Genomic DNA, 26,519 nt, shown 5'->3' with positions numbered 1-26,519 from the left:
GCGCACATGGGCGGGGCTGACTAGGCTTATGCGGTGATTCCGGGCTTGTACCCATGAAGGAACGCTGGCGCTACCAGTTGTTGCCGCTTCAGCAGGTAAGGGAGCTCTCGTGCGAGCTTAGGGTGGCTTTGCTTCCACTGCCGGGAGTGCGCTACAAACTCCCGGCTGTTGAACACGGTGAAGCGGTTGATGGCGGCCACATCCATGCGGGATACCTCATTCGCCTCACGGGAAATGACGAGGGCGAGGCTGCGGCCGAGCGGCACAGTGATTCGCCGGAAATTAGTGAAGCCGATGCCGACGCCGTGATCGAAGAAGCCAGCAGGTACGCCCGTCGGTGGGGTGCCCACGACTCCTGACATGCACAGAGGGTTGTCGCTGACGATCAGGCCGCCCCCACGCGGCCGGTAGCAGGCCCAGTGCATGTCTCTGGACAGCAGAACCGACACGAGAGGGTTCCACTGGTCCTTGTAGTGGGCGTCCTCGTCGTTGCGCGCCTTCCACGGCCAGATCACTGACCGAGCAATGAGCCTCATCATGCTGGACTGAACTTCTTTCTCAGTCAGTCCGTGGTTGTTGGCGCCTACGGACTGACTGACTACGTGTCGTAGGAAGCGGCTGCGCTGCCATTGCAGAGCGAGTAGCCACGCCAAAGCCTCCCGGGCATGCTCAGGCACTGCCCGTTCACGGCGTTGCACGAGCTCCTTGACCACTGTGGCGGCCTGCCCTTCGATGTCACCCATGGCGGCTTCCATCGATGAGTGGTCCGGTTCTTGTCCAGGCCGGTAGATCGAATGCCCGTACTTGCGCTGGCCTATCTCTTTTACATTCCTATGAAAGGCACGTCCGCTGACCCATTGGTGCACGTAAAGTTGCCCACCTTGTTCCGCGAAGTACTTAAGCAGGAACTGTGGGACGAAGTGGTGGTTCACAGGGTGCGACGGCATGGGGTGACTGTAGCGGTGCCGAGCAGGGAGGGAGGCGGGGTTATGGAGCGGAGCCTCAAGCCCACCTGGATCCGATCGACCGAATGCGGCTTGACCTGCGCGAGCTCCCCATCAGCGAGTGCGGCCTAATCCAAGTTGGCCAGAGGTTGGCCGCGCCGCAATGAGACAACGTGGCCAACCCCGCCAGCATCCGATCAGCTGGGGCTACGACCTCTTCGTCCCGAAGCAACTCGGGTGGGCGCCTGCCCTCGGGGGTGCATGACGGCTCAGGTAGCTCGCCACCGAGCGTTCTTCGAGCGAGCCTTTCCAACGAGCTCAACGCGGCCTTTTTCACGCAGGGCTTTCAAAGCCCCTCTCACCTGACCGGAATCCAGCCCCGTCCGCTCCTCGATTTCATGCCTGAGGAGGGATTCAGACCCTAGAGCAGACAGCACCTTATTCTGCAGATCACTAACGGGTTCGGGTCCGTCTGATGTGCCCAACAGCGGGAAGGCTTCCTCGACGAACTCCTCCAAGGCTTCCTCGGCATGCTCGTCTACCTGCCCCGCAAGCGTGTAAACGGTTGACCCGCGGGTCCCTACTTGCTCAACAATTCCTCGATCGACTAGGTCCTTCAGATCCCTGCTGGCAGCTCGGCTGTCTTGCACCCCTGTAGCAGCGCGATAGGAACTATTGGTCATGACCTCACCATTCCGCATCATGACTAGCGCTGTCATTTGTGGCCTCGAAAGCGGATCCGAAGAAAGGCTGCTAAGCCAATTTAGGGCATCCTCATCGATCAGTGTGTGATTGGGGAACTCGGCAGTAAAGGACGAGATGTCGTCGGTGAATCGTGGAGGCTCCATGCCTGCATCGACGAGGGCAATGCGCATCCGTGCAATCCCGCTGCCGCGATTCTCGCAAACCATGCGATTATCGCTATAAGGAGTGTCTTCAAGGATTTTCAGGAGCGCCTTATTTCGTGAGGAGGAGATGGTTTCAGTGCCAAGTGAACCCACCTCTACCGGACCGTACAGCCCTCCCGGATTACGGATGACCAGTCGGTCTGGGTACATCTCCACCTGGACCTGCATACCTCTGGCGAGCTCAGAGTAGTCTCGATGCACCAGCGCATTCACTAGCGCCTCGCGCAGTACTTCTTCGGGATACTCCCACTCGTCTGTCCTGAAGAGGCCTGTCACAATGCTGCGGCGCCGCATATTGCGCTTGAGAATGCGGATGCATTCGCTCACCATCTCGGGAATTGACCCGTCAATGGATCTGTTCTCGGTGAAACGCTCACCTGAAGGTCCTAGTACACCAGCCTCAGGCGTGGGGTATCCAACGAACGTGATGTCCAGTTGCGGTTCGAACTGCTGCGGATAGACCCCGAACACGAGCAAGCCAGCAAGTGAGGGGACCAATCTCTCGTCATGGTTTACGAGGACATTGAGCATTCGCAGCGCTTCAGCATCACTGATTCTGCTAAAGATCGGCGATTTGGTTTCGCGGACGCGACGGAGGAACGCGCGGATCAGTTCGCTATCGAGGTCTTCTAGGGAAGCTTCGAGGATCGGCTTCAGATCCTGCTTCTGCTCATTCCTGTTTGCCAGAAGAAGTGAGACTTCGTAGTCGGTGAGCTTTCGGTCGCCATCGCTTACTCGCACCCTTGATCCAGCCCAGGGCCCTAGGCTCTTCTTGTGGCATGGCCTTTGGTCCTTTGGCGTGGGTGGAATGTAGCACGTGAGCACATGTTTTCCATCTACCTCGAAAGCCTGCATCTCAGCGCGCACCGGTGGTTCCATCTCGCTGCACACCACTGCGAGATTTGCTTCGATTTTTGCAGGTTCATGTACCCCAACAACGGAGAAGTCGGTCTTCTCGTTGACGCCGAGAATGATAAGTCCACCTTGAGCGTTCGCGAAGGCGCTAATTGTCTCCCACATGCTTGCCGGCAGACCACCCTGTGAACGCTTTACCTCACACGTGAAGTGATCCCCGCCGAACCGGCGCAGCTTCGCAAGCAAGTCTTGCAAGTCAGCTTCCGTCACTTGCCTGCCTCCTCCCTGTCTGGGGAGCCTCAGAGTAGCGTCTTGGTAGTCCTCACTCCCATGACGTACCCATGATGATTGAAGAAACTTGCATGAGGCCACGCCAGGCCAGTCGCCTTGGCGGTTAGGTCTGCCCGTGACCTGCCTGTTAGCCGCCGCGAGGCGTCAGCTCACACGGTTCGGCGATGCAGTTTCATCTATGAACCCGTGAGTGGCCGGACCGGTTGCCCGTTGCGCAAGCCACCCGGACACCCGAGGGCCACCATTCACGGCTAGACCCTGACGAACGGTCCGAACGTGCTGGAAGCCATGGTTCAGGTAGTACGCCTGCAAGCCTGCGTTCGTCGTCCATGCGTCAAGGCGAAGCCACTTGGCGCCCGCGCGATGGCCGCGGTCCCCGGCCCAATCCAGCAGCCGGCCGCCAAGGTCCTGGCCACTATGTGTCCGCGCCACGGTCAGCTTATTGATGAACAGGCAGGGTTCCTCTAGCTCCTCTGCGGTCCACAGCCCCTCTTCCGCTTCCGGGGTCAACGTGATCGTGGCCGCCGTGACATCACCGTCGCGCACCATGAACACGTCCCCTGCCTCAATGGTGGCGAGTAGCTTGTCGGCCGGGTACGGACGCTGCCATTGATCAGTGCCGAGACGAGACAGCCAAGCTGCTGCCTCCTGCCGGAAGGCGAGCAGCTTGGCCAGGTCGTGCGGTTGCGCTGAGCAGATTCTCACTGAGGCTCGTTCTCTTCCCGGCCGGACAGAGTGCCGATCTCGTAGTTCATCTGGTTGAGGTCGCCCCGGAACGTGGTGACCGTGCAGCGGATCGGCCGATCCTTCGAGTAGCCGGTGCGCGTCCAGAGCAGCACGGGTACCCCGGCGCCGATCTCCAAGAGGCGCGCCTCTTCGGGGGTCGGCATGCGGGCCGCGATCTCGTCGAAGTAGCCCACCTGCTCGATGCCGTGCGACGCGAGATACCGCGTGGTCCCCTCTTCGATGTCGCCTGGCTCTGCGAGCCGTGGTGACCGCTCTGTGAGCCAGCCCGGGTACCAGGTGGCTTGAGTCGACCACGGCACATCATCGACGTACCGGTGGCAGAACCGCAGAACCGTGGTGGACCCCACATCGACCTTCAACCGTTCCGCGATATCCGCCGACGCCGGAGTCATCTCGACTCGGAACGTCTGATGCGGTCGGCGGCCGGCGTTGGTCACGTCAGTGCGGTACGCGTCGCCGTTCTGTGGGAAGTCCAGGTTCTCGAACCGAGATGCGTTGAGCTTGAACACCTCGTGCGATCGAACCTCGTAGCCCAGCCCCTGGCTGGAGGACACTAGACCCTGGCTGACCAGGAGACTTAGCCCGTTCCGCACGGTGTTCCTCGAAGCGTCAAAGCGCTTCATCAGTTCGCTCTCCGACGGCAGCCGAGGGTCCGACGCGTACTTGCCGCTGTCGATCTCTCGGCGCAGGGCATCGGCCACCTGCCGGTACTTCGGCTGCTTGCTCATGCCCCCATCATGACTCACTCGCTCAACTTGTTGGTACATGTGGGCTCCAATCCCTTGACGACTCACTGTCCGTGGGTGCAGCATCACTGCATCAGCTTGTACCAACAAGCTGAGCAAGCGGAGCAATTCCCTTGAGTTGCTATCGCCTGCGCTGATGTGCAGGGCGGGGACGCTGCAATCCCGCTAAAGGCCAGGTGAAACAGGGTTTCGGCCCGTACTGGCGAGGTGGCCCGGCGACCGCGAGCAACGGCCGGAGAGTGGGGACGTGGTCCCCCTTGCAGTGCTTCAACCCTCTGTTGCCCTCGCCGAAAGGACTCCCAGTGCGACGACGAAGACCCTCAACGCCTCCCGTTAAGGACCCGGTCGGCGGCGCCTGAACAGCTCGGTCCATCACAGCTCGCAGCACGGTTGCTGCGTCGACTGCCTCTCTCGCCCGTCCGTTCCGAGCACCGCGTGCTGAACGTACGGGCGAGGGCGTGGGGAGTCGGAATCGACTTCAACGGCGAGCGGCCCCCGGGGTGCCACCCGGGAGCCGCGTTCGGGCCGTTCCTCCCTGAAAGGAACCACGACCCATGAACCACATCGTCACTGTTCAGGACGCTGTTACCGCGTTCGCCGACTTCATGGAGCCGACGGACGCGGAGCTGGACGCGATCGAGCAGGAGATGCCCATCATCCTCGCGGACATCGACCTGCTGGACGCTTACATCGTCACCCTCGACCGCACGCCGACCGAGCTGGACGAGCGGCGGACCCGCCGGGCCCGCCGTCGCGCGCTCGCCGCCCGCGCCGCCCTGGTCAACCGCACGGCGAGCACGCGCCTGCCCGGCGGTGCGGCATGAAGCTTCATCGCAAGGGCCGCACCGCCCTCGTGCTCGCCCTGGTCGCCGTGGTCGGTATGGCGTTTCGGGTGTCGTGGAACGCGCTGCGGGACATCGCCGGCGCGGTCGGCGCGGACGACACGGCGGCGATGCTGTACCCGTTCGTGGTCGACGGCCTCATGGCGCTCGCCCTGATCGCTACCCTGGTACTCGTCGACCGCGACCGGACATTCGCGCTGCGGGTGCTGGGGGCGTACACGGTCGCGTCACTGGTCCTCAACTACGTGCACGGCCTCGTGCCCGAGCTGCACGGCCGCACGGTCGACTGGGGACGGCTCGCGGACTGGGACCCGGCGAACTGGGCCCTGGTCCTGCTTGCTACGTCGCTGCCGGTCGGGTCGATCTACTTCGGTTCCGACCTTGTCGCCAAGGTTCTGCATCACCGGCCCGCCCCGATTCCGTCCGAGAGCACGAATGCGGAGGAATCTACCGAGACCGACATGAAACGGTCTACGGCTGACCTGCCCGTATCGACCCCCGCGCCGATCACCCTGAACACGACCGTACTGCCCCGTCCGGTGGCCGTCGGCTTCCTCAAGTCGACCCTCCCGGCCAAGCCACTCCCGCAGGCCGACCCCGCCCCGGTCGCCTCGATCGAGCGGCGTGCGGTGGCCGCTGAGTCGACCCGCCCGCGTCGTGCCACGGGCCGTGTCCCGGCGGTGGCGAAGTCGAGTCGCCCGAAGCGCACACCGGAACAGTTGCTCGCCGAAGCACGCGAGGCGACGGCCGACTGGCCGGACGCCAAGGTGACCGCGGAGGGCATCCGGCGGGCCGTGCGCACGTCGCCGGTCAACGCGCGGGCGCTGCGGGACACCCTGCGGGCGGAGCGCGCCGGGGCGGCGGCGTGAGCGGGCTGCGGATCGGTTCGCTCTGCTCGGGGTACGGCGGCCTGGACATGGCCGTCCAGGCTGTCTTCGGCGGCTCGCTGGCGTGGGTCGCGGACAACGACGCCGGAGCCTGCCGCATCCTCGCCCACCACCACCCGCACGTGCCGAACCTCGGCGACATCACCGCCGCCTGCTGGGCCGAGGTGGAGCCGGTCGACATCGTGACGGGCGGCTACCCGTGCCAGCCGTTCAGTTCCGCCGGCAAGAGGAAGGGAGTCGCTGATGAGCGGCACATCTGGCCCGACATCGCCCGTGCCCTTGGGGTTCTACGACCCCGACTCGCGGTGTTTGAGAACGTCGCAGGGCACCTTTCTCTCGGATTCGACTCCGTCCTCTGTGACCTTGCCGCCCTCGGGTTCGATGCGCGGTGGTGCACTCTTCGCGCATCTGACGTGGGAGCGGCTCACCAGCGCAAACGACTCTTCGTCCTCGCCTGGCCTGCCGACTCCGGCAGCACGGGACTGGAGGGGCGGCGGCCAGCGCGGGCAGCTTCCGACCGCCGTCGGCTCGCTCTTGCCGACCCCGTCGACCTCGGAGAACACCGGAGCCGGGCACGCGGCGCAGGGCGGGATGAACCTGCGTCACGTCGTCTCGCTGCTGCCGACCCCGCGCGCGTCGGCGAGCGAGAACCGGCAGACCCGGCGCAGCCCCTCGCAGGAAGCGGGCACGCATGGCAAGAGCCTGGCCGCCGAGATGGGCTCGCTATTGCCGACCCCGCGGGCCACGGACGGCGCGAAGGGGGCGGTCTCGCGCACGGATGCGACGGACCGGCGGGTGCAGTCCGGAACGGCGAATCTGCCGGAGGTGGCGGTGAGCGCGTTCCCGACGGTGCCGTCGGGTGGGGTGAGTACGGCGAAGCGGTCGCGCGGTGGGAGGCGGTCCTCCAGCGCTCCGCCCCCGGGCCAGTTGACGCTGTGGGACGGCTGAGTCCTGCCTTCGTCGAGTGGCTCATGGGTCTGCCCGCCGGGCATGTCACCGCCGTCCCTGGCCTGTCCCGTTCCGCGCAGCTCAAGGCGCTGGGCAACGGCGTGGTCCCGCAACAGGCCACGGCCGCGCTGCGCTTCCTGGTCCCCGCCGCCCTCCCCTCCCGCACGGCCGCCTGACCGTCCCGAACCCAGAGGAGTAGCCAACCGATGCGCAACGCCGACATCCGCCGCCTGGACCGCGCGATCCAGGTGACACAGAAGAAGCTCGAAGCGGTCCGCCGGGGCGAGTGGTGGCCGCTGAACGGCAGTGAGCGCCGGGCCATGGCCCGCTCGCTGGCCGCCGGCGGCTACAAGGTCGCCCGGGGCCGCAGCGCGGGCCGCGAGGAACAGCGCATGGACGCCACCGGCAACAGCGCCGAGATCCGGCTGAACGCGGAACTGACCGCCCTGCACGGCGAGCGTCAGCGCCTCCTCACCGAGGCCGCCCGCGACAAGGCCGCCAAGAAGTCGTCCGGCTGGTTCTGACCAGCCCGTTTCCCGCGCCGGGGTGACCGGGACTTTCCACGGACACGGCCACCCCGGCGCTCTCCCTTACTCCCGCCCCCGCTGGGGGCAGTCAGGAGCAGTTCCAGCATGTCTGAGAACGTCGTTCACCTCCACAAGGCCACCGACCCACCGACCGACACCACCGCCCCGACCGTGCTCACCGTCGTGCCCGACACGCCGCCCGCGCGTCCGGTGCCGTTGTGGGTGCGCTCCGGCCGCGCGGTAAAGTCGGCCGCCACGCACGAGTCGACCAGGGCCACGGTCCGGGCGGCGGCCCGGCACGGCCTCTACACCTTCAACGGCGGCAGGATCGTGGCCCGCCGGGCGTGGGACGGCCGTACCGGCTCGCGGTACGAGCGGATGATCCGGGCGGCGGAAGCCGCCGGGAACCTGGAGGCGGCCGAGGAGTGGGAGGAACGGTTGCAGCGCTTCCGCGCCGCCCGCCACCACCGCCGCATGGACCTCCTGCACTCCCCGGTCGACGCCGCCAAGGGCGTGGCCGTCGGCGCGGGGATGAGCATCGGTGTCCTGGTCGCCCTCGGCGTCGTCATGGCCATCAGCACCGGCCACGTCCGCGACGTGATCACCCCACTGTCGGCAACGGTCGACTTCATCGCCCTGATGATCCGCATCGTCCAGGTGGTGTGGGGTCCGGCCCTGTCGATCGGCCCGTTCCTCGCCCTGCTCGCCCTGTGGTCGGTCGGCCGCAAGCAGCACGCCGCGCCCGCGTGGGCGCTTCCCGCCAACGTCCGCAACAGCGAGGGGGAGCCGATCACTCCGTCCATCGTGGTCAAGGCCCTGCGCGACCTCGGAGTCCCGGCCCTGGCGCGTGCCATCAAGGAGATGGGCGACGCCGGCGCCTCGATGCTCGGCCCGATCCGCATCGCCGGATGCGGTGTCGAGGTCGACGTGACCCTGCCCTCTGGGGTGGCCACGAACGAGGTGCAGGCCAAGCGGCGCAAGCTCGCCGAGAACCTGACCCGGCACGAACACGAGGTGTTCATCACCATCCCCCAGGCCGCCCGCACGGTGCGCCTGTGGGTCGCCGACTCCGGCGCCCTGGACGAGCCGATCGGCCCGTCCCCGCTGGTCACCGACGACACGATGACCGCCGACTACACCAAGGGCAAGGCCCCCTGGGGCCAGGACCTGCGCGGCGACGCCGCCGCCCTCTCCCTCTACCAGCGCCACCTCCTCATCACGGGCCTGTCGAACCAGGGCAAGACCGTGGCCCTGCGCTCCCTCGCGCTGTGGCTGTCCCTGGACAAGTCCGTGCAGTTCCTCATGGGCGACCTCAAGGGCGCGGGCGACTGGGCCATGTTCGACGGCCTGGCCACGACGCTGATCCAGGGGCCGACGGATGAGCACGTCATCCAGGTGACCGAGATGGTCGAGGGCGCCGTGGACGAGATGAACCGGCGTCTCCAGGCGCCGCCCGGCACGGTGTTCCCGCCGCTGATCGTGCTGGTTGACGAAGCGCAGGTCGCGTTCATGTGCCCGGCCAAGGGCACGGGCAAGGACAAGCGGCCCTACGGCGGCGCCAAGGCCGACTCCCGGTACTTCATGGCCGTCCGCAAGATTCACAACCAGGGCCGCGCGGTCAACGTCCTGATGTGGCAGGGCACGCAGGACCCGACCAACGAGAACCTGCCCAAGCTCGTGCGCGAGGGCGCCCACACCCGCGCCTCCCTCGCCCTCGGCACCGAGTCCCAGGCCCGCATGGCCCTGGGGGACAAAGCCGTCGACGGCGGCGCCGCCCCGAACCTGCTGCGTCCGGGGCTGGACCGGGGAACCCTGGTCGTCGCCTCCGACGGCATCAGCATCCCGGCGGGACAGTCGTCCATCACGGTCCGCACGCACTACATCGACGACGACGCCGCCACGGCGATCACCGACCGGGCCAAGGCCCTGCGCGACGGCGTCACCACCCTGCACGCCATCGACCACAGCCCGGAGCACGACCCCCTCGCCGACATCGCCGCCGTCATCGGCGACGCCCCGCGGGTGCGGACCAAGGACGTGCTCGCGCGGCTCGCCGCGCGGAACATGGACGCCTACGGCGGCTGGTCGTTCCTAGACCTCAAGCGCGTCCTCGACGACGCCGACGCCGGGCCGTACAAGTCCGACGGCGTCATGTGCGTGGCCCGCGACCGCGTCGCCCGCGCCCTCGCCAACCGCGACGGAGACGGTTCCGCTTCCGCCGACTGACGGCAGGGAGCCAACCGCCTGCGGGGCAGGGAGTCAGGGAGAACTCCCTGACCGCCTCCCTGCCCCTCCTCCCTGGCTCTGACCTGCGCGAATGATCGCTCAGGGAGTCAGGGAGGCCCGCAGGTCACACCCACGAACACCCCCTCCGCAAGGCACCGCGAAGGGGGTGTCTCTGCCTCCCTGGCCCTCGGCCGGAAGGGATTCCGCATGTACCCCGAGCACACCCCGCACGTGCCCGCACAGCGGGCCGTAGAGGTCCACCAGCCCACCCCGTACCCGCCCGTCGTGCCGGTGTCGGCGCCGGTCGCGCCGGTGCAGCCGAACGCCGTTCCGGCGGTGGCGAGCATCGTCCTGCCGGACGGCCGCATCGTCACCGGCTACGCCATCAACCCCGCACAGCCCGAACCGGTCGCCGCCAAACCGGCCGTGTCCCGCACGGCCGTGAACGTCGCCGTCGGCGGCGCCGGGTTCCTCGCGGTGTGCGGCGGGCTGGTCCTGCTCACCTCGTTCATCGCCGCACTCACCGCGTTCATCACCCAACTGATCACCCTGGCCGCCGTGATCTTCGGCGGATGGATCGCCGTGCAGATCCTCGGCACGCGCGGCCACCAGGGCGGCGGCACCACCGTGAACATCCGCAAGGCCGTGATCAAGCGCAACCACTTCCGCAGCTAGCTACGCCAAGGGCGGCCCCCCTTCCGCCAAGAACGCGGGGCCGCCCTTGCTCGCCAGAACCCATCAAGGAACTGGAGATACCCCAGCATGACGCAACCCACGCCCAACCCGCAGCAGACGGCGCTGAGCCTCGCCGCGTCCGGCGTCCCCGTGCTGCCCCTGCGCCGGGGCAAGGTCCCCTTCGGTAACTGCACGGCGTGTGCGGACAACGCGTGCGGCGGCCGGCCGAACATGAAGGTGCCCGGTCCGTGCCGGTGCGCGGCCCCGTGTCACGGGTGGGCCGCCGCCACCACCGACCCGGCCGTCATCGTCTCCCCGACGTGGGCGGCGGCGTGGCGGCAGGCGGTGTGCGTCGCCTACCACCCCGGCGGCGCCGGGCTGACCGTGGTCGACCTGGATGACGCCGACGCCATCACGTTGGCCCGTGCTGCTCTGCCCACCACGCGGACCGTGCCCACGACGCGCGGCGAACACTGGATCTACCAGGGCGCCATGCGCTCCGTGAACGCGGTCCGGCCGGGCGTGGACATCAAGTCGTCCATGGCTTACGCCCGTTGGCTCGGTCCCGGCACCGGCACCATGGCCGTTCTCCCGGACGCGGTGCACGCCCTGGCGGTAAAGGAGCCGTCTCCCGCCCCCAGGGCGCCACAGACGCTCTCAGGGCCCGTGAGGGGCGGTCAGGGGGAGTGCCCGCACCGCACGCCGGTCTTCCTGGAACGGGGCGTCGCCATGGCGGAGCAGCGCATCGCGGAGGCGTCCAGCGCGGTGCACGCGACCGTGTACCGGACGTTCCTCGCGGTGCTGTCGAGGCACGGCCGGTGCGGCTGCCTCACCGACGCCCACGTCGCCCGGCTGTTCACCGCCGCGCAGGCCAAGGGCGAGACGGCCCGGCACTGCACGGACGCGTGGACCAATGCCCTGACCGCTTTGGGGATGTGACCGTGTCCGAGGACGAGAAGACGCCGGGCCGCGAGGTCATCACCGAGTACGCGCAGGCCCATTTCCGCTACTTCCGCACCGTCGACGGCACCGTCTACGCCCAGCGCAACGGCCACCCCGTGGCCCGCCCCATCCGCTCCCAGGGCACCACCGGAAGCCACCGGCAGGAACTCATGGTGGGCCTGTTCAGGGACGGGGTCGGCGTTTTCAACGGCACTGCCTTGAAGGAGGCACTGGACTTGATCGAAGCACTCGCCCTCTCCCAGGACGTGCAGGCCACCCACATCCGCGTCGCCCCCGGCGCGGACGGGGCCACCTGGCTCGACCTCGGCCGCGACGACGGCCAATCCGTGCGCATCCACCCCACCGGCTGGACCATCGCCACCCCCGACCCCGCAGAGGTCTGCTGGCGCCGCACCCAGCTCACCGGCGAACTCCCCCTGCCCGCCAAGGACACCGCCGGGCAGGGCATCGACGCCCTGCTGAGGCTCACCAACTTCGCCACCCCGGACACCGAATGCCTGGCGCTGGCCTGGCTCGTCGGCTGCCTGGAACCGGGCGTCCCCGTCCCCGCACCGTTCCTCACCGGCCCCCAGGGCGCCGGCAAGTCCACCGCCGGGCGCATGCTGGTGCGCATCATCGAGGGCATGAGCGGCGACCTGCGCCGCGCCCCCAAGGACGAAGAGAGCCTGATCACCGCCGTGGCGGCAGGCTGGATCACCGCCCTGGACAACCTCTCCCACCTGGCCCCCGACCTGTCCGACCTCATGTGCTGCATCGTCACCGGAGCCGAGTCCATTAAGCGCGCCCTGTTCAGCGACGGCGACGTGTACCGCTCCCGCTACCGCCGCCCCCTCCTGCTGACCGGCATCGACGTGGGCGTCATCCGGCCCGACCTCGCCGAACGCCTCCTGCCGCTTCGACTGGAACGGCCGAAGGTGCGGCGCACCGAAGCGGAACTGTGGGCCGACTTCACCGCCGCCCTGCCCGTGATCCTCGGCTCGCTCCTCGACCTCACCGTCAAGGTCCGGGCCGCCACCGCCCCCACACCCACCGACCTGCGCATGGCCGACTTCGCCCACCTGTGCGCGCAGTTCGACACGGCCACCGGCCTCGCCTCACTGCCCGCCTACCGGGCCAGCCTCGACGACCTCAACGACGACGTGATCGAAGGCGACCTGCTCGCACAGACGGTCCTGCACCACGCCGCCGGACTCGAACCGGGCGCAGAGCAGCGCATGACCTCCTCGGAATGGCTGGACTGCCTCAGCCGCCTCCACAGCGGCGAGGACTGCCGCCCCCTGCCCAAGGGATGGCCCACCACCGGCAAAGTCCTCTCCGACCGGCTCAAGCGGCTTCAGCCCACGTTCGCCGCCCGTGGCGTGGTCATCGACTGGGGACGCACCAGCGCCGCCCGCTACATCGCCATGACCCGCCCCGTACCCGAGCCCCTGCACCAACAGGGCTCCCTGCACTGACACGGGCGCTCTCGGCCGCATGACAAGCAAGAGGAGCACCCGCCGCCCCTGGTGCTCCTCTTGCTGTTCGGCGACAGCCGCTCCAAGGACGTGCCGCGAAGCGGCTCCTTCTTCAACACCGCAGCTGCACCACAAACAGAAACCACCCCCTCTCTTTTGTCCTAAGAGAGAGCCCCTGCGTCACCGCGTCATCCGTCACTCCCATGACGGACCCTGACCTGCTTGAACGGGCGTGACACAGACGCCCGAAACCCGCGTCACACCACGTCACCCGCGTCACAGCCGAGTGACACACGCACCCGGCCGTGACAGACACCCGACACCGCCGAGTCACACAAAGAAGCAGGTCACAGACCCGCATGACGCGTTTGACGCAGTGACGCAGAAATCCGCACCTCGGACAGAAGCGAACTCCCGAGACTCCGCCCAGAGGAGACCGTTCCATGAGCCTCGCCACCGTGGACATCGCACCTCTCGCTGACGCTGGCGAACCGGCACCCGTGCTGCTGACCGTCGAGGAGGCCGCCCGTTGCCTCCGTGTCGGGCGCACCACGTGCTACGCCCTGATCCGCGCCGGAGAGCTGGAGTCACTGACCATCGGCGGACTCCGACGCGTCCCCGCCGACGCCCCGGCCGCCTACCTCGCCCGGCGCCGCGCCGAACAGCGCGCCGCCTGATCTCGCCCCTTCCGGAGCGCCGCCGACATGCGGGCGGCGCTCCGGTCTGTCTGCCTCGTACCGACCGGAGGAACTGCCAGTGGCAGAGGAGAAGAAGCGCACCCGCCGAGCCAACGGCGAATCGGCCATCTACCTGGGCAAAGACGAACGCTGGCACGCCCGTGTGCCCATGGGTTACAAGGACGACGGAACGCCGTACCGCCGACACCTGACGCGCCCCACGCGCAAGGAATTGGTCGACGAGGTCCGACGCCTGGAGAAGCAGCGCGACGAAGGGTCCGCGCGTCAGCCCGGCAAGCCGTGGACGGTCGCGAAGTGGCTTGAGCACTGGGTCGAGAACATCGCCAAGCCGGTCGTGAGCGAGAACACCTACGCCGGATACGAGGTGGCTGTCCGGGTGCACCTCGTGCCCGGCATCGGTCGGCACCGCATCGACCGCCTGGAGCCCGAACACCTGGAGAGCCTGTACCGCCGGATGCACAGCGCCGGCAGCAAGGCGGGCACCGCTCACCAGGCGCACCGGACCGCCCGTACGGCCCTGGGGGAAGCCGTGCGACGCGGCCACGCCGCGAAGAACGCTGCCGCGCTCGCGAAGCCTCCCCGGATGGAAGAGGACGAGAACGAGGTGGAGCCCTACTCGGTCGACGAGGTGCAAAGTCTCCTGCTCGAAGTGAACAAGCGCCGGAACAGTGCCCGCTGGATGCTGGCCCTGGCGCTGGGGTTGCGGCAGGGGGAGACCCTTGGCTTGCGGTGGTCCGACGTGGACCTGGACAACGAGTACCTGAAGCTTCGCCGGAACCGGTTGCGGCCGAAGTACGAGCACGGGTGTGGCGAGGCGGCCCCGTGCGGCCGGAAGGCCGGTTACTGCCCGGCTCGGGTGCAGGTGCGACGCGAGACCAAGAACACGAAGTCACGCGCCGGCCGCCGCGCCGTGCCCCTCCCGGGCCCGCTGGTCGTGATGCTCCGCTCCCACCGAGAGGCGCAGGCCAAGGAGCGGGCGGCGGCCGCGAACCTGTGGACCGAGTCCGAGTACGTGTTCACCAAGCCGTTGGGCGGGCCGCTCAGCCCGAACACGGACTACCACGACTGGAAGCGGCTACTGGAAGACGCCGGCGTCCGGGACGGACGTCTGCACGACGCACGGCACACCGCGGGGACCGTGCTGATGCTGCTCGGGGTCCCGGACCGGGTCATCGACCAGATCATGGGCTGGGAGCCGGGCGGCGCCGCCCGGATGCGAGCGCGGTACCTACACGTGACCGATCCCATGCTCAAGGAAGCGGCGCGGAAGATCTCGCACGCCATCTGGGGACCACCGGAAAACCCCGCTGTGGACAAAGACCAGGACAACGAGGCGTAAGGACAACGACGAAGGGCCCCCTGTTTCCAGGGGGCCCTTCGACATCGTGCCCGGTGAGGCACTGGCGGAGGATACGAGATTCGAACTCGTGAGGGGTTGCCCCCAACACGCTTTCCAAGCGTGCGCCCTAGGCCTCTAGGCGAATCCTCCGCGGCAAACATTACATGACGTCGGAGAGTGCTTGCGAACTCGTTCTGGGGCCCCTGCATCGGGTAACGTGTGGCTCAGCCCCTCACGCGGCGCTATCTGACTGAACTCCCCCAGGGCCGGAAGGCAGCAAGGGTAGGTCGGCTCTGGCGGGTGCGTGGGGGGCGCCTGCGTTCACGGGGTGGCCGGGCTCACAGGGCGCTCCGGTTGTCAGTGGGCGCCTATAACCTCGTATGCGTGTCGTCTCTCGCGCTCTACCGCCGTTACCGCCCGGAGTCCTTCGCCGAGGTCATCGGTCAGGGGCATGTCACTGACCCGCTGCAGCAGGCGCTGCGGAACAACCGGGTCAATCACGCGTACCTGTTCAGTGGTCCGCGCGGTTGCGGCAAGACGACCAGCGCCCGGATCCTGGCGCGCTGTCTGAACTGCGAGCAGGGCCCCACCCCGACGCCGTGCGGTGAGTGCCAGTCCTGCCGCGACCTCGCGCGCAACGGACCCGGTTCCATCGACGTCATCGAGATCGACGCCGCCTCGCACGGAGGCGTGGACGACGCCCGTGACCTGCGCGAGAAGGCCTTCTTCGGGCCCGCCTCCAGCCGGTACAAGATCTACATCATCGACGAGGCCCACATGGTCTCCCCGCAGGGCTTCAACGCCCTGCTGAAGGTCGTCGAGGAGCCCCCGGAGCATCTGAAGTTCATCTTCGCCACCACCGAGCCCGAGAAGGTCATCGGGACCATCAGGTCGCGGACCCACCACTACCCCTTCCGGCTCGTGCCGCCCGGCACCCTGCGCGACTACCTCGGCGAGGTGTGCGGCAAGGAGGGGATTCCGGTCGAGGACGGCGTCCTGCCGCTGGTGGTGCGGGCGGGCGCGGGATCCGTCCGTGACTCCATGTCCGTCATGGACCAGCTCCTCGCGGGCGCCGGCGCCGACGGTGTGACGTACGACATGACGACCTCCCTGCTCGGCTACACGGACGGCTCGCTGCTCGACTCCGTCGTCGAGTCGTTCGTCTCCGGGGACGGCTCGGCGGCCTTCGAGGTCGTGGACCGGGTGATCGAGGGCGGCAACGATCCGCGGCGCTTCGTCACCGACCTGCTGGAGCGCCTCCGCGACCTGGTGATCCTCGCCGCCGTGCCCGACGCGGGGGAGAAGGGGCTGATCGACGCCCCGGCCGACGTCGTCGAGCGGATGCAGGCCCAGGCGCGGTCCTTCGGCGCCGCCGAGCTGAGCCGTGCCGCCGACATCGTGAACGAGGGGCTCACCGAGATGCGCGGCGCCCACTCGCCCCGCCTCCAGCTGGAGCTGATCTGCGCGCGCGTGCTGCTGCCCGCCGCGTACGGCGACGAGCGTTCGGTGATGGCCCGCCTGGACCGGATCGAGCGCGGTGTGCAGTTCTCCGCGGGCGCGGGGGCGCCCGCCATGGGGTACGTGCCCGGGCCCGAGGCCCATGGCGCGGCGGGGAACGTCCAGGCCGGGAACGCCTCGGCCGTCGCGGCTCCGGTCCCGCCCGGCGGCGGGCCCGCAGCCGCCCGGGCCGCGGTCCGGGGCCCCGGACCCGGCGGTGCGCCCGGGCAGGGCGAGCCGCCCTCGGGACCCGACACCGACACCGGTTCCGGCGCCGCGCCGACCCCCTACGAAGGTGGCGCCCCCGCCGGAGGCGGACAGCCCCCCACCGCCCCGACGCCTGCCCCCGCAGCCGCCGCTCCCCACCCGGCTCCTGCCGCGGCGCCGGCCGCCGCCCCTGCAAGGCCCCCGCGCCCGGCGCCTGGCCGACCGCGGCCCCCGCGGGGGGCGGTCGCCGCCCCGGCGGGTGGCCCACGGCGACGCCCACCGGCGGCGGCCGGCCCCGGACACCGGCCGACTCCCCTCCCGCCCCCTCACCGGCATCCACCCCCGCCGCGGCCTCGGCACCCGCCCCGGCGCCCGCCGTGCCCGCGCCCGTCGGCTCCCCGCCGCCGGGTTCCGGAGTCGACCCGCGCTCGATCTGGCCCAACATCCTGGAGGCGGTCAAGAACCGCCGCCGGTTCACCTGGATCCTGCTCAGCCAGAACGCCCAGGTGACGGGCTTCGACGGCACGTCCCTCCAGATCGGCTTCGTCAACGCCGGCGCGCGCGACAACTTCCTGAGCAGCGGCAGCGAGGACGTGCTGCGGCAGGCCCTGGCCGAGCAGTTCAACGTGCAGTGGAAGATCGAGGCGGTCGTCGACCCCTCCGGCGGCTCGGCTCCCCCGCCCCCCGCCGGACCCTCCGGTGGCTACGGCGGACCCGGCGGCGGCTTCGGGAACGGCGGCGGCGGCGGCGCGCCCGCGCAGCGTCCGTCGGCACCCGCGCCCATGGAGCAGCCGTCGGCGCCCGCGCGGTCGTCCGCGCCCCCCGCGCCGGCACCGGCGTCCAGCCCGGCCTCCGCTCCCGCACCCCGGCCCCCGGCCCCCGAGCGGCGTCCGGTCTCCCCCGAGGACGACATTCCCGAGGACGACGACCCGGATCTCGACGAGTCGGCCCTCTCCGGCAAGGAACTGCTGGTACGGGAGCTGGGAGCGACCGTGGTCGAGGAGATCGCGCACGAATAGCGAGGGGCGCAAGGGCTCAGTGGCCGGGTGGCCCAGTGGCCGAGTCCCGAGGCCCGGGCAGCCCGGTCCGACCCGAGGCCCGGGCGGCCGGTCGAAGGCGGACGGCCGACCCGGCCGTGGAGGTCCGGACGGGCGCTGGAGGAAGCCACAAGCCCTCCCGCCCCCTCCCTTCGGAAGGCCGCACAAACCAGCCCGCCCCGTTCCCATTAGGCTGACCCCGTGAAGGTCCTTGTCATCGGCGGCGGCGCCCGCGAACACGCCCTGTGCCGTTCCCTGTCCCTCGACCCCGACGTGACCGCGCTGCACTGCGCCCCCGGCAACGCCGGTATCGCCGAGGTCGCCGAACTGCACCAGGTCGACGCCCTCGACGGCGCGGCCGTGACGGCACTGGCCACGCGGCTCGGTGCCGAGCTGGTCGTGGTCGGGCCGGAGGCACCCCTCGTCGCCGGGGTCGCCGACGCCGTGCGCGAGGCCGGTGTCCCGGTCTTCGGCCCGTCCGGTCAGGCCGCCCGGCTGGAAGGCTCCAAGGCCTTCGCCAAGGACGTCATGGCCGGCGCCGGAGTCCCCACGGCCCGCTCGTACGTCTGCACGAACCCGGCCGAGGTCGACGCCGCCCTCGACGCCTTCGGCGCCCCCTACGTCGTCAAGGACGACGGGCTGGCCGCCGGCAAGGGCGTCGTCGTCACCGACGACCTCAAGGCGGCCCGCGCGCACGCGGCGGCCTGCGACCGCGTCGTCATCGAGGAGTACCTGGACGGCCCCGAGGTCTCCCTCTTCGCCATCACCGACGGCGAGAACGTCCGCCCGCTCGTGCCCGCCCAGGACTTCAAGCGCGCCCTCGACGGCGACGAGGGCCCCAACACCGGCGGCATGGGGGCGTACTCGCCACTGCCGTGGGCCGACCCCAAGCTGGTCGACGAGGTCGTGGAGAGCGTGCTCCAGCCGACCGTCGACGAGATGCGCCGCCGGGGCACCCCGTTCTCCGGGCTCCTCTACGCCGGCCTCGCGATCACCTCGCGCGGCGTCCGCGTCATCGAGTTCAACGCCCGTTTCGGCGACCCCGAGACCCAGGTCGTGCTGGCCCGTCTGCGGACCCCGCTCGCCGGGCTGCTGATGGCCGCCGCCACCGGCAACCTCGCCGACCTGGAGCCCCTGCGCTGGAGCGACGAGGCGGCCGTCACCGTGGTCGTCGCCTCGCACAACTACCCGGGCACCCCGCGCACCGGCGACCCGATCACCGGGCTCGACGAGGTGGCCGCCGAGGACGCCCCGCACGCCTACGTGCTGCACGCCGGCACCCGGAGCGAGGGTGACGCCGTGGTCAGCGCGGGCGGCCGTGTCCTCTCCGTCACGGCCACCGGCACGGATCTCACCGAGGCCCGGGACCGCGCCTACCGGGCCGTCGCCCGCATCGGCCTCGACGGCTCCCAGCACCGTACGGACATCGCGGCGAAGGCGGCCGCGGAAGCCGCCGCAGGGGCCTAGCTCAACCCCGGAGGGCGCCCCTCCGCACCGAACCCGACAGGCCCCGGTTCCGTCTCAGGAACCGGGGCCTGATCCTTGCTGTCCGTCATCCACCTTTCCCCAAAGCCATTCCATCGAGTGACCGATGGTCCATACGGCTGACGGGCGCGGAGGCCCCAACTATGGTGCCGCGCAAGCGTTCCGGCACTTGGCCCACCGGCATTGCGATGTCAGTGGCGGGTGCCACAGTGGGGGGAGTGAGCAAGCGCGGAAGAACAGCGGGACAGCCCGGAACAGACAGGACAGCGAGGAGGGGGTGAGGTCCGGCCGTGACCGTCATCGGTGGTGTGGAGATGGGCGCGCAGGCCGCGCGCTCCCGGGCCCTCGCGGTGCTGCGCGTCCGCAGCCGTGCGCTGGCCGTCGCCCTGTTGCCGGCCGCCGCCGCCGTGATCTTGCTCGTGGGCGATTCCACCGGGCATCTCGCGGGCGGTGGCTGGGCCGTCGTCCGCTGGGCCGTCATCGTGCTCACGCTGCTCGTCCTGCCGGCCGCCGCCGGTGTCGCGCTGGTGGTCGCCCGTTCCCGGCCCGCCGTGACCCCCACGGTCACGATCGCCGAGGAGTCGGCTCCGGACCTCTACCGCATGGTGCGTGACCTGGCCGACCGGCTGGACGTGCCGGCCCCCTCGGCGATAGCGCTCACACCGGACTGCGACAGCTGGCTGGAGGACCGCACCCACCCGGCCCACGGCCCGCCCCCCGCCGAGAAGCACGACGACGTCGCCGGTGTGGACGCGCCCGCCTCCCGCCGGACCGCCGCCGCACCCGTGCTGGTCATCGGCTCGCCCTTCCTCTGGTGGATGCGCGTCGGCGAGCTGCGCGCCGTCCTCGCCCCGGTCGTCGCGGGCACGGGACCGTCCGCGCACCCCGACATAGCCGCGGCCCGCCGCTTCATACGGGGCCTGGACGCCGCGGTCGCGGTGGCCTCGGCGGACCGGCGCGACCCGTTCTCCCGCGCGGTGTGCGCGGGGCTCGGCCGGGTGTGCCGGCTCCTGCTGCGCAGCTGTCGCGTGCACGCGGCGGAGATGGAGCGGGGAGTCGCCGCCGCGGCCGCCGAGCGTGCCCAGGCCGTCGACTACGGTCTGCGGATCGTCGCGCAGGACCAGGTCGGCCTCGCCTACGCGGGCTGGGACCGGCTGCTGACCAGGGTGGCGCTGCCCGCCTGGCGGATGGGCCGCTGGCCCTCCCGGCTGGACGTGGGCGTCGTGGCCGCCCTCACGGAGCTGTCCCGCCGCGACCGCCTGGCCGAGGGCTTCGCCTCCCGGCTGGGCGAGCGTCCCGCCTGCGACCTGCTGGAGGAGCCCGGGGTGATGGACGAGGCGGTCTCGCTCCTCGCCGCACGCCTCTTCCACGGAGGGCCCGCCGAGACCGGCGCGGACTGGTCGCCGGTCGGATGGGACGAGTATCCCGACGAGGTCGTCGACCGCACCTGGCGCACCGACGCGGCCCGCCTCCACCGCGTCCTGGACACCCTGGGCGTCCGCCGCGCCACCGAGGACGCCGCACCGGGCTCCGAAGGCCCGACCCTGGCCCGGGTACTGGACCACCTCACGACCGCACCGGCCCCCACGGCCGACGGCTCTCCCGGGGCCGGGACCGGCCCCCGCGACGGTACACACGGCTCGCACCCGGCGTACGACGAGCAGGACACGCCCTCCGCCCCCCTCGGCCCCCGCGACGCCGACGCCCGCGACCACCTCGGCCCGGAGGACCACCCGGAGCACCCAGGCGCGGAGCACCACCTGAGACAGCAGGACCACTCGGCCGACCTGGATCACCGAGATCACTCGGATCACCCGGTCGACTCGGATCACCGGGGCGACCCCGGCTGCCCGGCCGACTCCGCCGACTCGGCCAGCTCGGGCCACTCGGCCAGATCGGCTCACCTGGCTGACTCGGATCACCCGGTCGGCGCCGCCAACCCGGTCGACTCGGCCCACCCGGCCGACTCGGGCCCCCAGGACCACCCCGATCCCCGAGATCACCCGGACCACCAAGGCCTCCACACCCCCGACGACGACGATGACGACCTCGTCGGCACCACCGCGCGTGGCGCCGCCCTGGCGGCCGGGCTCAGTGCCCAGCTGGCCCGCGAGGAGGCCGAAGCCCAGCCGGCCGGCGCCGGAGCCGGAACCGGGCCCGAGTCCTCCGCCCCCGGAGCAGCCGCGGCACCGCCCGGCCCCGACGTGGCCGCCCTGTGGGACGACCGCGCGCTCCCCCTCCTGCCCCTGCAGCCCCCGCGCACCGCCCGTGAGATCCTCACCGCCCACGTCACGGCGATGGTGTGCTGCGCGGCCATGGACACCGCCGGCGCGACCCCGGGCCTCGACTGGCTCGACGGACCGTCCCTCCTGATCGGCGGCGCCCGAGCCGCGGAGCTGGCCCCCTGCGTCAGAAGTCTCGTCGAGACCGGCGACCCGGGCCCCCTGCGCACCTGGATGACCGAGCGCGGTATCCGCCCGGAGAAGCCGGTGCGCCTGGTCTGAGCCCGGCTCCGCACGCCGCGCGGTCCCCGCCCGGAGCCGAAGCGGACACTCGAATTCCACTTTCGGCCACTTCGCAACGAACAGTGACAGCACGCGCGCGAAATGTGATGTGCTGGAGACCGATCGCGCACATGGCAAAGGCGTTCGTCATACGCACGACCACGGGGGCACGAGGGAGGGGGACTGTCCCATGGGGCCCGAGCAGATCCGCCGCTGGGAGTCGGGAGCACTCGCGCACGCCGTGACGGACCCCTTCGGACAGGGACCCGTCCCCTGGCTGCGCGGCGGCGAGACCTACTTCGGCGACACCGGCCAGGTCGTCCCCTGGTACGCGGACCAGGACGCCGTACCGGACCCGGACGGCAGGCCCGGCACGCGGACCCGCGGATACGCCGACGGCGGCGGCCCGCGTGCCGCCGACGACGTCCGCCGTCAGATCAAGGGCTTCACCGCGACCGGAGCCGCCGCCCCCGGCGAGGCCATCGACTTCCACATCACCGTCGACCCGCCGCAGGAGTTCAGCGTCGACGTCTACCGGATCGGCCACTACGGCGGTGACGGCGCGGCCAAGATCACCACCAGTCCCCGCCTGTCCGGCATCGTCCAGCCCCCGCCGCTGACCGCCGAGCGCACGGTCTCGTGCCACCACTGGTGGCTCTCCTGGCGGCTGCAGATCCCGTCGTACTGGAACATCGGCGCGTACGTCGCGGTGCTCACCACGGCCGACGGCCACCGCTCCCACGTGCCGTTCACGGTCCGCGACAGCCACCCCGCCGACCTGCTGCTCCTGCTGCCCGACATCACCTGGCAGGCGTACAACCTCTACCCGGAGGACGGCCGCACCGGCGCCAGCCTCTACCACGCCTGGGACGAGGAGGGCCGGCTGCTCGGCGAGGCGGACGCCGCGACGACCGTCTCCTTCGACCGGCCCTACGCGGGCGCGGGGCTGCCCCTGCACGTGGGCCACGCCTACGACTTCATCCGCTTCGCCGAGCGCTACGGCTACGACCTCGCCTACGCCGACGCCCGCGACCTGCACTCCGGCCGCATCGACCCGACCCGCTACCGGGGCCTGGTCTTCCCGGGCCACGACGAGTACTGGTCCGCCGCCATGCGCCGCACCACGGAGGTCGCCCGCGAGCACGGCACCTCGCTGGTCTTCCTCTCCGCCAACACCATGTACTGGCAGGTCGAGCTGGCCCCCTCCCCGTCCGGAGCCCCCGACCGCCTGCTGACCTGCCGCAAACGCCGGGGCCCCGGCCGGCCGGCGCTGTGGCGGGAGATCGACCGCGCCGAACAGCAGCTGCTCGGCATCCAGTACGCCGGGCGCGTACCCGAACCGCACCCCATGATCGTCCGCAACGCCGGACACTGGCTCTGGGACGCCACCGGCGCCCACGAGGGCGACGAGATCGAGGACCTGGTCGCGGGCGAGGCCGACCGCTACTTCCCGCGCACCCCGCTCCCCGGGCACGACGAGCGGGTCCTGCTCGCCCACTCCCCGTACACCGACGTGGACGGCGCCCGGCGCCACCAGGAGACGTCGCTGTACCGGGCGCCGTCCGGTGCCTGGGTCTTCGCGTCCGGGACGTTCGCCTGGTCCCCGGCCCTGGACCGCCCGGGCCACGTCGACCCGCGCGTCCAGCGCGCCACGGCCAACCTCCTGGACCGCATCTGCAAACGGGACTGACGCACGGGACCGGCGAACGGGACCGACGAGGGACGGGACCGACCCCGGGTCCCGGGACCGCCGGACGTACGGGAGAATCGAGGCATTGGACAGAACCACGGGGAGGAACCGTGTCCGGATTCGTTGAAAAGCCCGAGCCGCTCCAGGTTCCGGGTCTGGTGCATCTGCACACCGGCAAGGTGCGCGAGCTGTACCGGAACGAGGCGGGCGACCTCGTGATGGTCGCCAGCGACCGCATCTCCGCCTACGACTGGGTGCTGCCGACCGAGATCCCCGACAAGGGCCGGGTCCTCACCCAGCTCTCCCTGTGGTGGTTCGACCAGCTCGCCGACCTCGCCCCGAACCACGTCCTGAGCACCGAGCTGCCCCCCGGCGCCCCCGCCGACTGGGAGGGCCGCGCCCTGGTCTGCAAGTCCCTGCGGATGGTCCCCGTGGAGTGCGTGGCCCGTGGCTACCTCACCGGCTCGGGGCTGGCCGAGTACAAGGAGACCCGTACCGTCTGCGGCCTCGCCCTGCCCGAGGGCCTCGTCGACGGCTCGGAGCTGCCCGCCCCGATCTTCACCCCGGCCACCAAGGCCGAGGTCGGCGAGCACGACGAGAACGTCTCGTACGAGGAGGTCGCCCGCCAGGTGGGCGCGGACACCGCGGCCGCCCTGCGCCAGGCCACCCTCGCCGTCTACTCCCGGGCCCGGGACATCGCCCGCGAGCGCGGCATCGTCCTGGCCGACACGAAGTTCGAGTTCGGCTTCGAGGGCGAGGACCTGGTGCTCGCCGACGAGGTCCTCACCCCGGACTCCTCCCGCTTCTGGCCGGCCGACCAGTGGCAGCCGGGCCGCGCGCAGCCCTCGTACGACAAGCAGTTCGTGCGGGACTGGCTGACCTCGGCGGAGTCGGGCTGGGACCGCGGGAGCGAGCAGCCCCCGCCGCCGCTGCCCCAGCAGGTCGTGGACGCCACCCGCGCCAAGTACGTGGAGGCCTACGAGCGCCTGACCGGGCTCGGCTGGTCCTAGGACCGGCCGCGGACACGAAGAAGCCCCCGGCCGGAACCGGGGGCTTCTTCGGTGGAGCGAACGACGAGGTTCGAACTCGCGACCTCAACCTTGGCAAGGTTGCGCTCTACCAACTGAGCTACGTTCGCACTGCGCCGTGGAAGTCGTCGACCGGAGTCTCGGGCCTCGCCGTGGCGCGAGAGCCACTATACCCAACCCCGCTCCCGGGCGAGCCGCACCGCCGCGTGCCGGTTCTCGGCGCCTAGCTTGCCGACGGCCGACGAGAGGTAGTTCCGTACGGTCCCCTCGGCCAGCGCGGCACGCTCGGCGATCTCCGCGACGGGCGCCCCGTCGGCGGCGTGCTCCAGTACCTCGGCCTCGCGCGCGGTCAGCGGCGAGTCCCCGGCGGAGATCGCGTCGGCGGCCAACTCGGGGTCGACATAGCGGTTTCCGGCGTGCACCGTGCGGATCAGCTCGGCGAGCCGCTGGGCGCTGACCGTCTTGGGGACGAACCCCCGCACCCCCGCCGCGAGCGCCCGCTTCAGATGGCCGGGCCGTCCGTGACTGGTCACGATCAGCACCTTGCAGCCGGGAAGCTCGGCCCGCAGCGATGTGGCGACCTTCACACCGTCGGCGCCGGGCATCTGGAGGTCCAGGACGGCGACGTCCGGTACGTGGGCGCGTGCCATGGCCAGTGCCTCAGGACCGGTGGCCGCCTCGGCGACCACGGTGAGGTCCTCCTCCAGGGACAGCAGGGCGGCCAGCGCCCCGCGGATGAGGTGCTCGTCGTCGGCGAGCAGTACCCGCACGGTCGTCGTCACGACGCGGCCTCCAGCACGGTCGCGGCGGCGGGCGGCAGCGGCACCTCGGCCGTGAGCCGGAACACGCCCTTGCCGGGCGACCCGGTCTCCAGGGAGCCGTCCACGGCGGACAGCCGCTCCCGCAGCCCCGCGAGCCCGGACCCGCCGCCGGAGGTGCCCGCCCCGGACGCCTCCGCCACCCCGTCGTTCTCCACCGTCAGCACCACGCGTCCTTCCGACAGCCTCACCGTCACCGAGCACTTCTGCGCGTTCCCGTGCCGCAGCACGTTGGTCGTCGCCTCCCGCACCACCCAGCCGAGCGCCGACTGCACCTGCGCGGGCAGGCCCGCCGTCTCACCGGTGACCCGGGCGTCGATGCCGGCCGCCGAGAGCACGCCCCGGGCGCCGGCCAGCTCGACCTCGAGCACGACCTCCCGGTAACCCCTCACGACGTCCCGGACCTCCCGCTGCGACTCCTGCGCGATGCGCTGCACCTCGATCATCTGCTCCACGGCCTCGGGCCGGCCGCGCCGCGACAGCTGGACGGCCAGCTCGCTCTTGAGGGCGATCACGGCGAGGTTCCGCCCCATCACGTCGTGCAGGTCCCGTCCGAAGCGCAGCCGTTCCTCCGCGACCGCGAGCCGGGTCCGGGTCTCCTTCGCCTCGTCGAGGGCGTAGACGGCGTTGAGCAGCCAGACCGAGAACACCGAGGTGAAGGCCATGAACGCGGCCCCCACCAGCACGGCGCACGCCATCACGAGCGCGGCGAGGCCCGGGACGCCCATCGGGAAGGACACGACCCCGGCGCCGAGGGCGAAGCCGCCGACGACGGCGGCCACCCGCAGCCGGTTGCGCACCCCGAGCGCCATGATGCCGGCCCCGAAGCACAGCACCACGCTGAAGGTCGTACCCGCCACGGTGTCCACCGCGTCGCCGCCCGGTCCGCGTTCCGCGACACCGATCGCGCCGACGGCGATCACCGAGGTGAGCCCGGCCAGCCCCCACAGCAGCCGCACCGGCTGCGCGCGTCGGCCGAGGGTCCAGTCGAGGGACCGGGAGGCGACCAGCATGCAGAGCGAGGCGTGCGCCGCGATCACCAGGGACGCCCCGGCCGCCGGCCGTGCTCCGCCCTGTTCGACACCGGTCAGGACGATCACGAGGATCTCGATGACCCCGAAGAAGTGGAACGACCACCGCGTGTACGTCTCCACCTTCGCCGGCGTGCTCTTCTTGCCCCACCAGCGCCTCGGCCTGCGCATG

22 protein-coding genes, 2 tRNA genes, 1 other RNA gene and 1 pseudogene are annotated in these 26,519 nt (G+C 70.5%); 18 read left to right on the top strand and 8 right to left on the bottom strand.

Going from position 1 to position 26,519, the window contains the following annotated elements; all coding sequences use genetic code 11:
- Positions 1 to 26: 26 nt before the first annotated feature.
- From SAM23877_RS17195 to SAM23877_RS17185, 4 genes are all read right to left on the bottom strand, one after another.
- Positions 27 to 947: a DUF4238 domain-containing protein gene (locus SAM23877_RS17195; protein ID WP_079030260.1), complete on the bottom strand. Its 921-nt coding sequence runs from the start codon at positions 945 to 947 to the stop codon at positions 27 to 29.
- A 266-nt stretch (positions 948 to 1,213) separates the two neighbouring features.
- Complete coding sequence (locus tag SAM23877_RS37490) at positions 1,214 to 2,977, bottom strand: ATP-binding protein (protein ID WP_079030259.1); 1,764 nt, start codon at positions 2,975 to 2,977, stop codon at positions 1,214 to 1,216.
- Between the two features lie 165 nt (positions 2,978 to 3,142).
- Positions 3,143 to 3,703, bottom strand: coding sequence for a GNAT family N-acetyltransferase (locus SAM23877_RS17190; protein WP_053133591.1), 561 nt, complete (start codon positions 3,701 to 3,703; stop codon positions 3,143 to 3,145).
- Entirely contained in the window at positions 3,700 to 4,473 is a 774-nt protein-coding gene (locus SAM23877_RS17185) for a GntR family transcriptional regulator (protein WP_053133589.1), read from the bottom strand. Before SAM23877_RS17185 ends, SAM23877_RS17190 begins: the two co-directional genes overlap by 4 nt.
- Positions 4,474 to 5,045: 572 nt before the next feature.
- Between SAM23877_RS17185 and SAM23877_RS17180 the strand changes: the two genes are divergently transcribed.
- The 11 genes and pseudogenes from SAM23877_RS17180 to SAM23877_RS17135 all read left to right on the top strand — a co-directional run bounded on the left by SAM23877_RS17180 (position 5,046) and on the right by SAM23877_RS17135 (position 15,050).
- On the top strand, positions 5,046 to 5,315 hold the full coding sequence (locus tag SAM23877_RS17180; RefSeq protein WP_053133586.1) for a DUF6284 family protein: 270 nt from the start codon (positions 5,046 to 5,048) through the stop codon (positions 5,313 to 5,315).
- A complete protein-coding gene (locus SAM23877_RS17175) occupies positions 5,312 to 6,202 on the top strand; it encodes a DUF2637 domain-containing protein (protein ID WP_053133584.1) in 891 nt (296 codons plus the stop codon). The genes SAM23877_RS17180 and SAM23877_RS17175 overlap by 4 nt, the downstream gene beginning before the upstream one ends.
- A 47-nt stretch (positions 6,203 to 6,249) precedes the next feature.
- Positions 6,250 to 6,627, top strand: a pseudogene (locus SAM23877_RS41290) (DNA cytosine methyltransferase); the annotation flags it as partial.
- A gap of 528 nt (positions 6,628 to 7,155) precedes the next feature.
- Complete coding sequence (locus SAM23877_RS41285; protein ID WP_244903097.1) at positions 7,156 to 7,344, top strand: hypothetical protein; 189 nt, start codon at positions 7,156 to 7,158, stop codon at positions 7,342 to 7,344.
- A 30-nt stretch (positions 7,345 to 7,374) separates the two neighbouring features.
- On the top strand, positions 7,375 to 7,692 hold the full coding sequence (locus SAM23877_RS17165) for a hypothetical protein (RefSeq protein WP_053133579.1): 318 nt from the start codon (positions 7,375 to 7,377) through the stop codon (positions 7,690 to 7,692).
- A 108-nt stretch (positions 7,693 to 7,800) separates the two neighbouring features.
- Positions 7,801 to 9,921, top strand: coding sequence for a P-loop NTPase family protein (locus SAM23877_RS17160; RefSeq protein ID WP_053133576.1), 2,121 nt, complete (start codon positions 7,801 to 7,803; stop codon positions 9,919 to 9,921).
- Between the two features lie 207 nt (positions 9,922 to 10,128).
- On the top strand, positions 10,129 to 10,596 hold the full coding sequence (locus SAM23877_RS17155; protein ID WP_053133573.1) for a hypothetical protein: 468 nt from the start codon (positions 10,129 to 10,131) through the stop codon (positions 10,594 to 10,596).
- A gap of 87 nt (positions 10,597 to 10,683) precedes the next feature.
- A complete protein-coding gene (locus tag SAM23877_RS17150) occupies positions 10,684 to 11,535 on the top strand; it encodes a bifunctional DNA primase/polymerase (protein WP_053133570.1) in 852 nt (283 codons plus the stop codon).
- A gap of 2 nt (positions 11,536 to 11,537) precedes the next feature.
- Complete coding sequence (locus SAM23877_RS17145; RefSeq protein WP_053142569.1) at positions 11,538 to 13,013, top strand: hypothetical protein; 1,476 nt, start codon at positions 11,538 to 11,540, stop codon at positions 13,011 to 13,013.
- Positions 13,014 to 13,456: 443 nt separating this feature from the next.
- A complete protein-coding gene (locus tag SAM23877_RS17140; RefSeq protein WP_030850356.1) occupies positions 13,457 to 13,690 on the top strand; it encodes a helix-turn-helix domain-containing protein in 234 nt (77 codons plus the stop codon).
- A 79-nt stretch (positions 13,691 to 13,769) separates the two neighbouring features.
- Positions 13,770 to 15,050, top strand: a complete 1,281-nt coding sequence (locus SAM23877_RS17135; RefSeq protein WP_053133568.1) for a tyrosine-type recombinase/integrase — start codon at positions 13,770 to 13,772, stop codon at positions 15,048 to 15,050.
- A 62-nt stretch (positions 15,051 to 15,112) separates the two neighbouring features.
- Here SAM23877_RS17135 and SAM23877_RS17130 read toward each other — a convergent pair.
- A tRNA-Ser gene (locus tag SAM23877_RS17130) sits at positions 15,113 to 15,200 on the bottom strand.
- Positions 15,201 to 15,274: 74 nt separating this feature from the next.
- Between SAM23877_RS17130 and ffs the strand changes: the two genes are divergently transcribed.
- The 7 genes from ffs (at position 15,275) to SAM23877_RS17100 (ending at position 24,480) form a co-directional block, all read left to right on the top strand.
- Positions 15,275 to 15,369, top strand: an RNA gene (gene ffs, locus SAM23877_RS36810) — signal recognition particle sRNA small type.
- Between the two features lie 65 nt (positions 15,370 to 15,434).
- The gene (locus SAM23877_RS17125; RefSeq protein WP_053133565.1) at positions 15,435 to 17,264 is read left to right on the top strand and encodes a DNA polymerase III subunit gamma and tau; all 1,830 of its coding nucleotides are present in this window, start codon (positions 15,435 to 15,437) and stop codon (positions 17,262 to 17,264) included.
- Entirely contained in the window at positions 17,261 to 17,773 is a 513-nt protein-coding gene (locus SAM23877_RS41280) for a DNA polymerase III subunit gamma/tau (protein WP_244902955.1), read from the top strand. Before SAM23877_RS17125 ends, SAM23877_RS41280 begins: the two co-directional genes overlap by 4 nt.
- A 219-nt stretch (positions 17,774 to 17,992) precedes the next feature.
- Complete coding sequence (gene purD, locus SAM23877_RS17115; RefSeq protein WP_053133561.1) at positions 17,993 to 19,258, top strand: phosphoribosylamine--glycine ligase; 1,266 nt, start codon at positions 17,993 to 17,995, stop codon at positions 19,256 to 19,258.
- Positions 19,259 to 19,566: 308 nt separating this feature from the next.
- Positions 19,567 to 21,780, top strand: coding sequence for a hypothetical protein (locus SAM23877_RS17110; protein ID WP_079030258.1), 2,214 nt, complete (start codon positions 19,567 to 19,569; stop codon positions 21,778 to 21,780).
- 190 nt (positions 21,781 to 21,970) lie between these two features.
- Positions 21,971 to 23,470 carry a N,N-dimethylformamidase beta subunit family domain-containing protein gene (locus tag SAM23877_RS17105; RefSeq protein WP_053133559.1) on the top strand — a complete coding sequence of 500 codons (1,500 nt, stop codon included), beginning with the start codon at positions 21,971 to 21,973 and terminating at the stop codon, positions 23,468 to 23,470.
- Positions 23,471 to 23,580: 110 nt separating this feature from the next.
- Positions 23,581 to 24,480, top strand: a complete 900-nt coding sequence (locus SAM23877_RS17100; protein WP_053133556.1) for a phosphoribosylaminoimidazolesuccinocarboxamide synthase — start codon at positions 23,581 to 23,583, stop codon at positions 24,478 to 24,480.
- 52 nt (positions 24,481 to 24,532) lie between these two features.
- On the opposite strand, the gene SAM23877_RS17095 is transcribed toward SAM23877_RS17100, so the two are convergent.
- The 3 genes from SAM23877_RS17095 to SAM23877_RS17085 all read right to left on the bottom strand — a co-directional run bounded on the left by SAM23877_RS17095 (position 24,533) and on the right by SAM23877_RS17085 (position 26,518).
- A tRNA-Gly gene (locus tag SAM23877_RS17095) sits at positions 24,533 to 24,608 on the bottom strand.
- A 57-nt stretch (positions 24,609 to 24,665) separates the two neighbouring features.
- Positions 24,666 to 25,268 (bottom strand): response regulator, encoded by a 603-nt coding sequence (locus SAM23877_RS17090; protein ID WP_079030737.1) that lies wholly within the window; start codon positions 25,266 to 25,268, stop codon positions 24,666 to 24,668.
- A gap of 8 nt (positions 25,269 to 25,276) precedes the next feature.
- Complete coding sequence (locus SAM23877_RS17085) at positions 25,277 to 26,518, bottom strand: sensor histidine kinase (RefSeq protein ID WP_053133549.1); 1,242 nt, start codon at positions 26,516 to 26,518, stop codon at positions 25,277 to 25,279.
- Position 26,519: the final 1 nt, after the last annotated feature.

The sequence above is a fragment of the Streptomyces ambofaciens ATCC 23877 genome, from assembly GCF_001267885.1.
Lineage (GTDB): Bacteria > Actinomycetota > Actinomycetes > Streptomycetales > Streptomycetaceae > Streptomyces > Streptomyces ambofaciens.
Note: the sequence above shows the minus strand (reverse complement) of the source record. Positions and strands in the feature narration are given on the sequence as shown.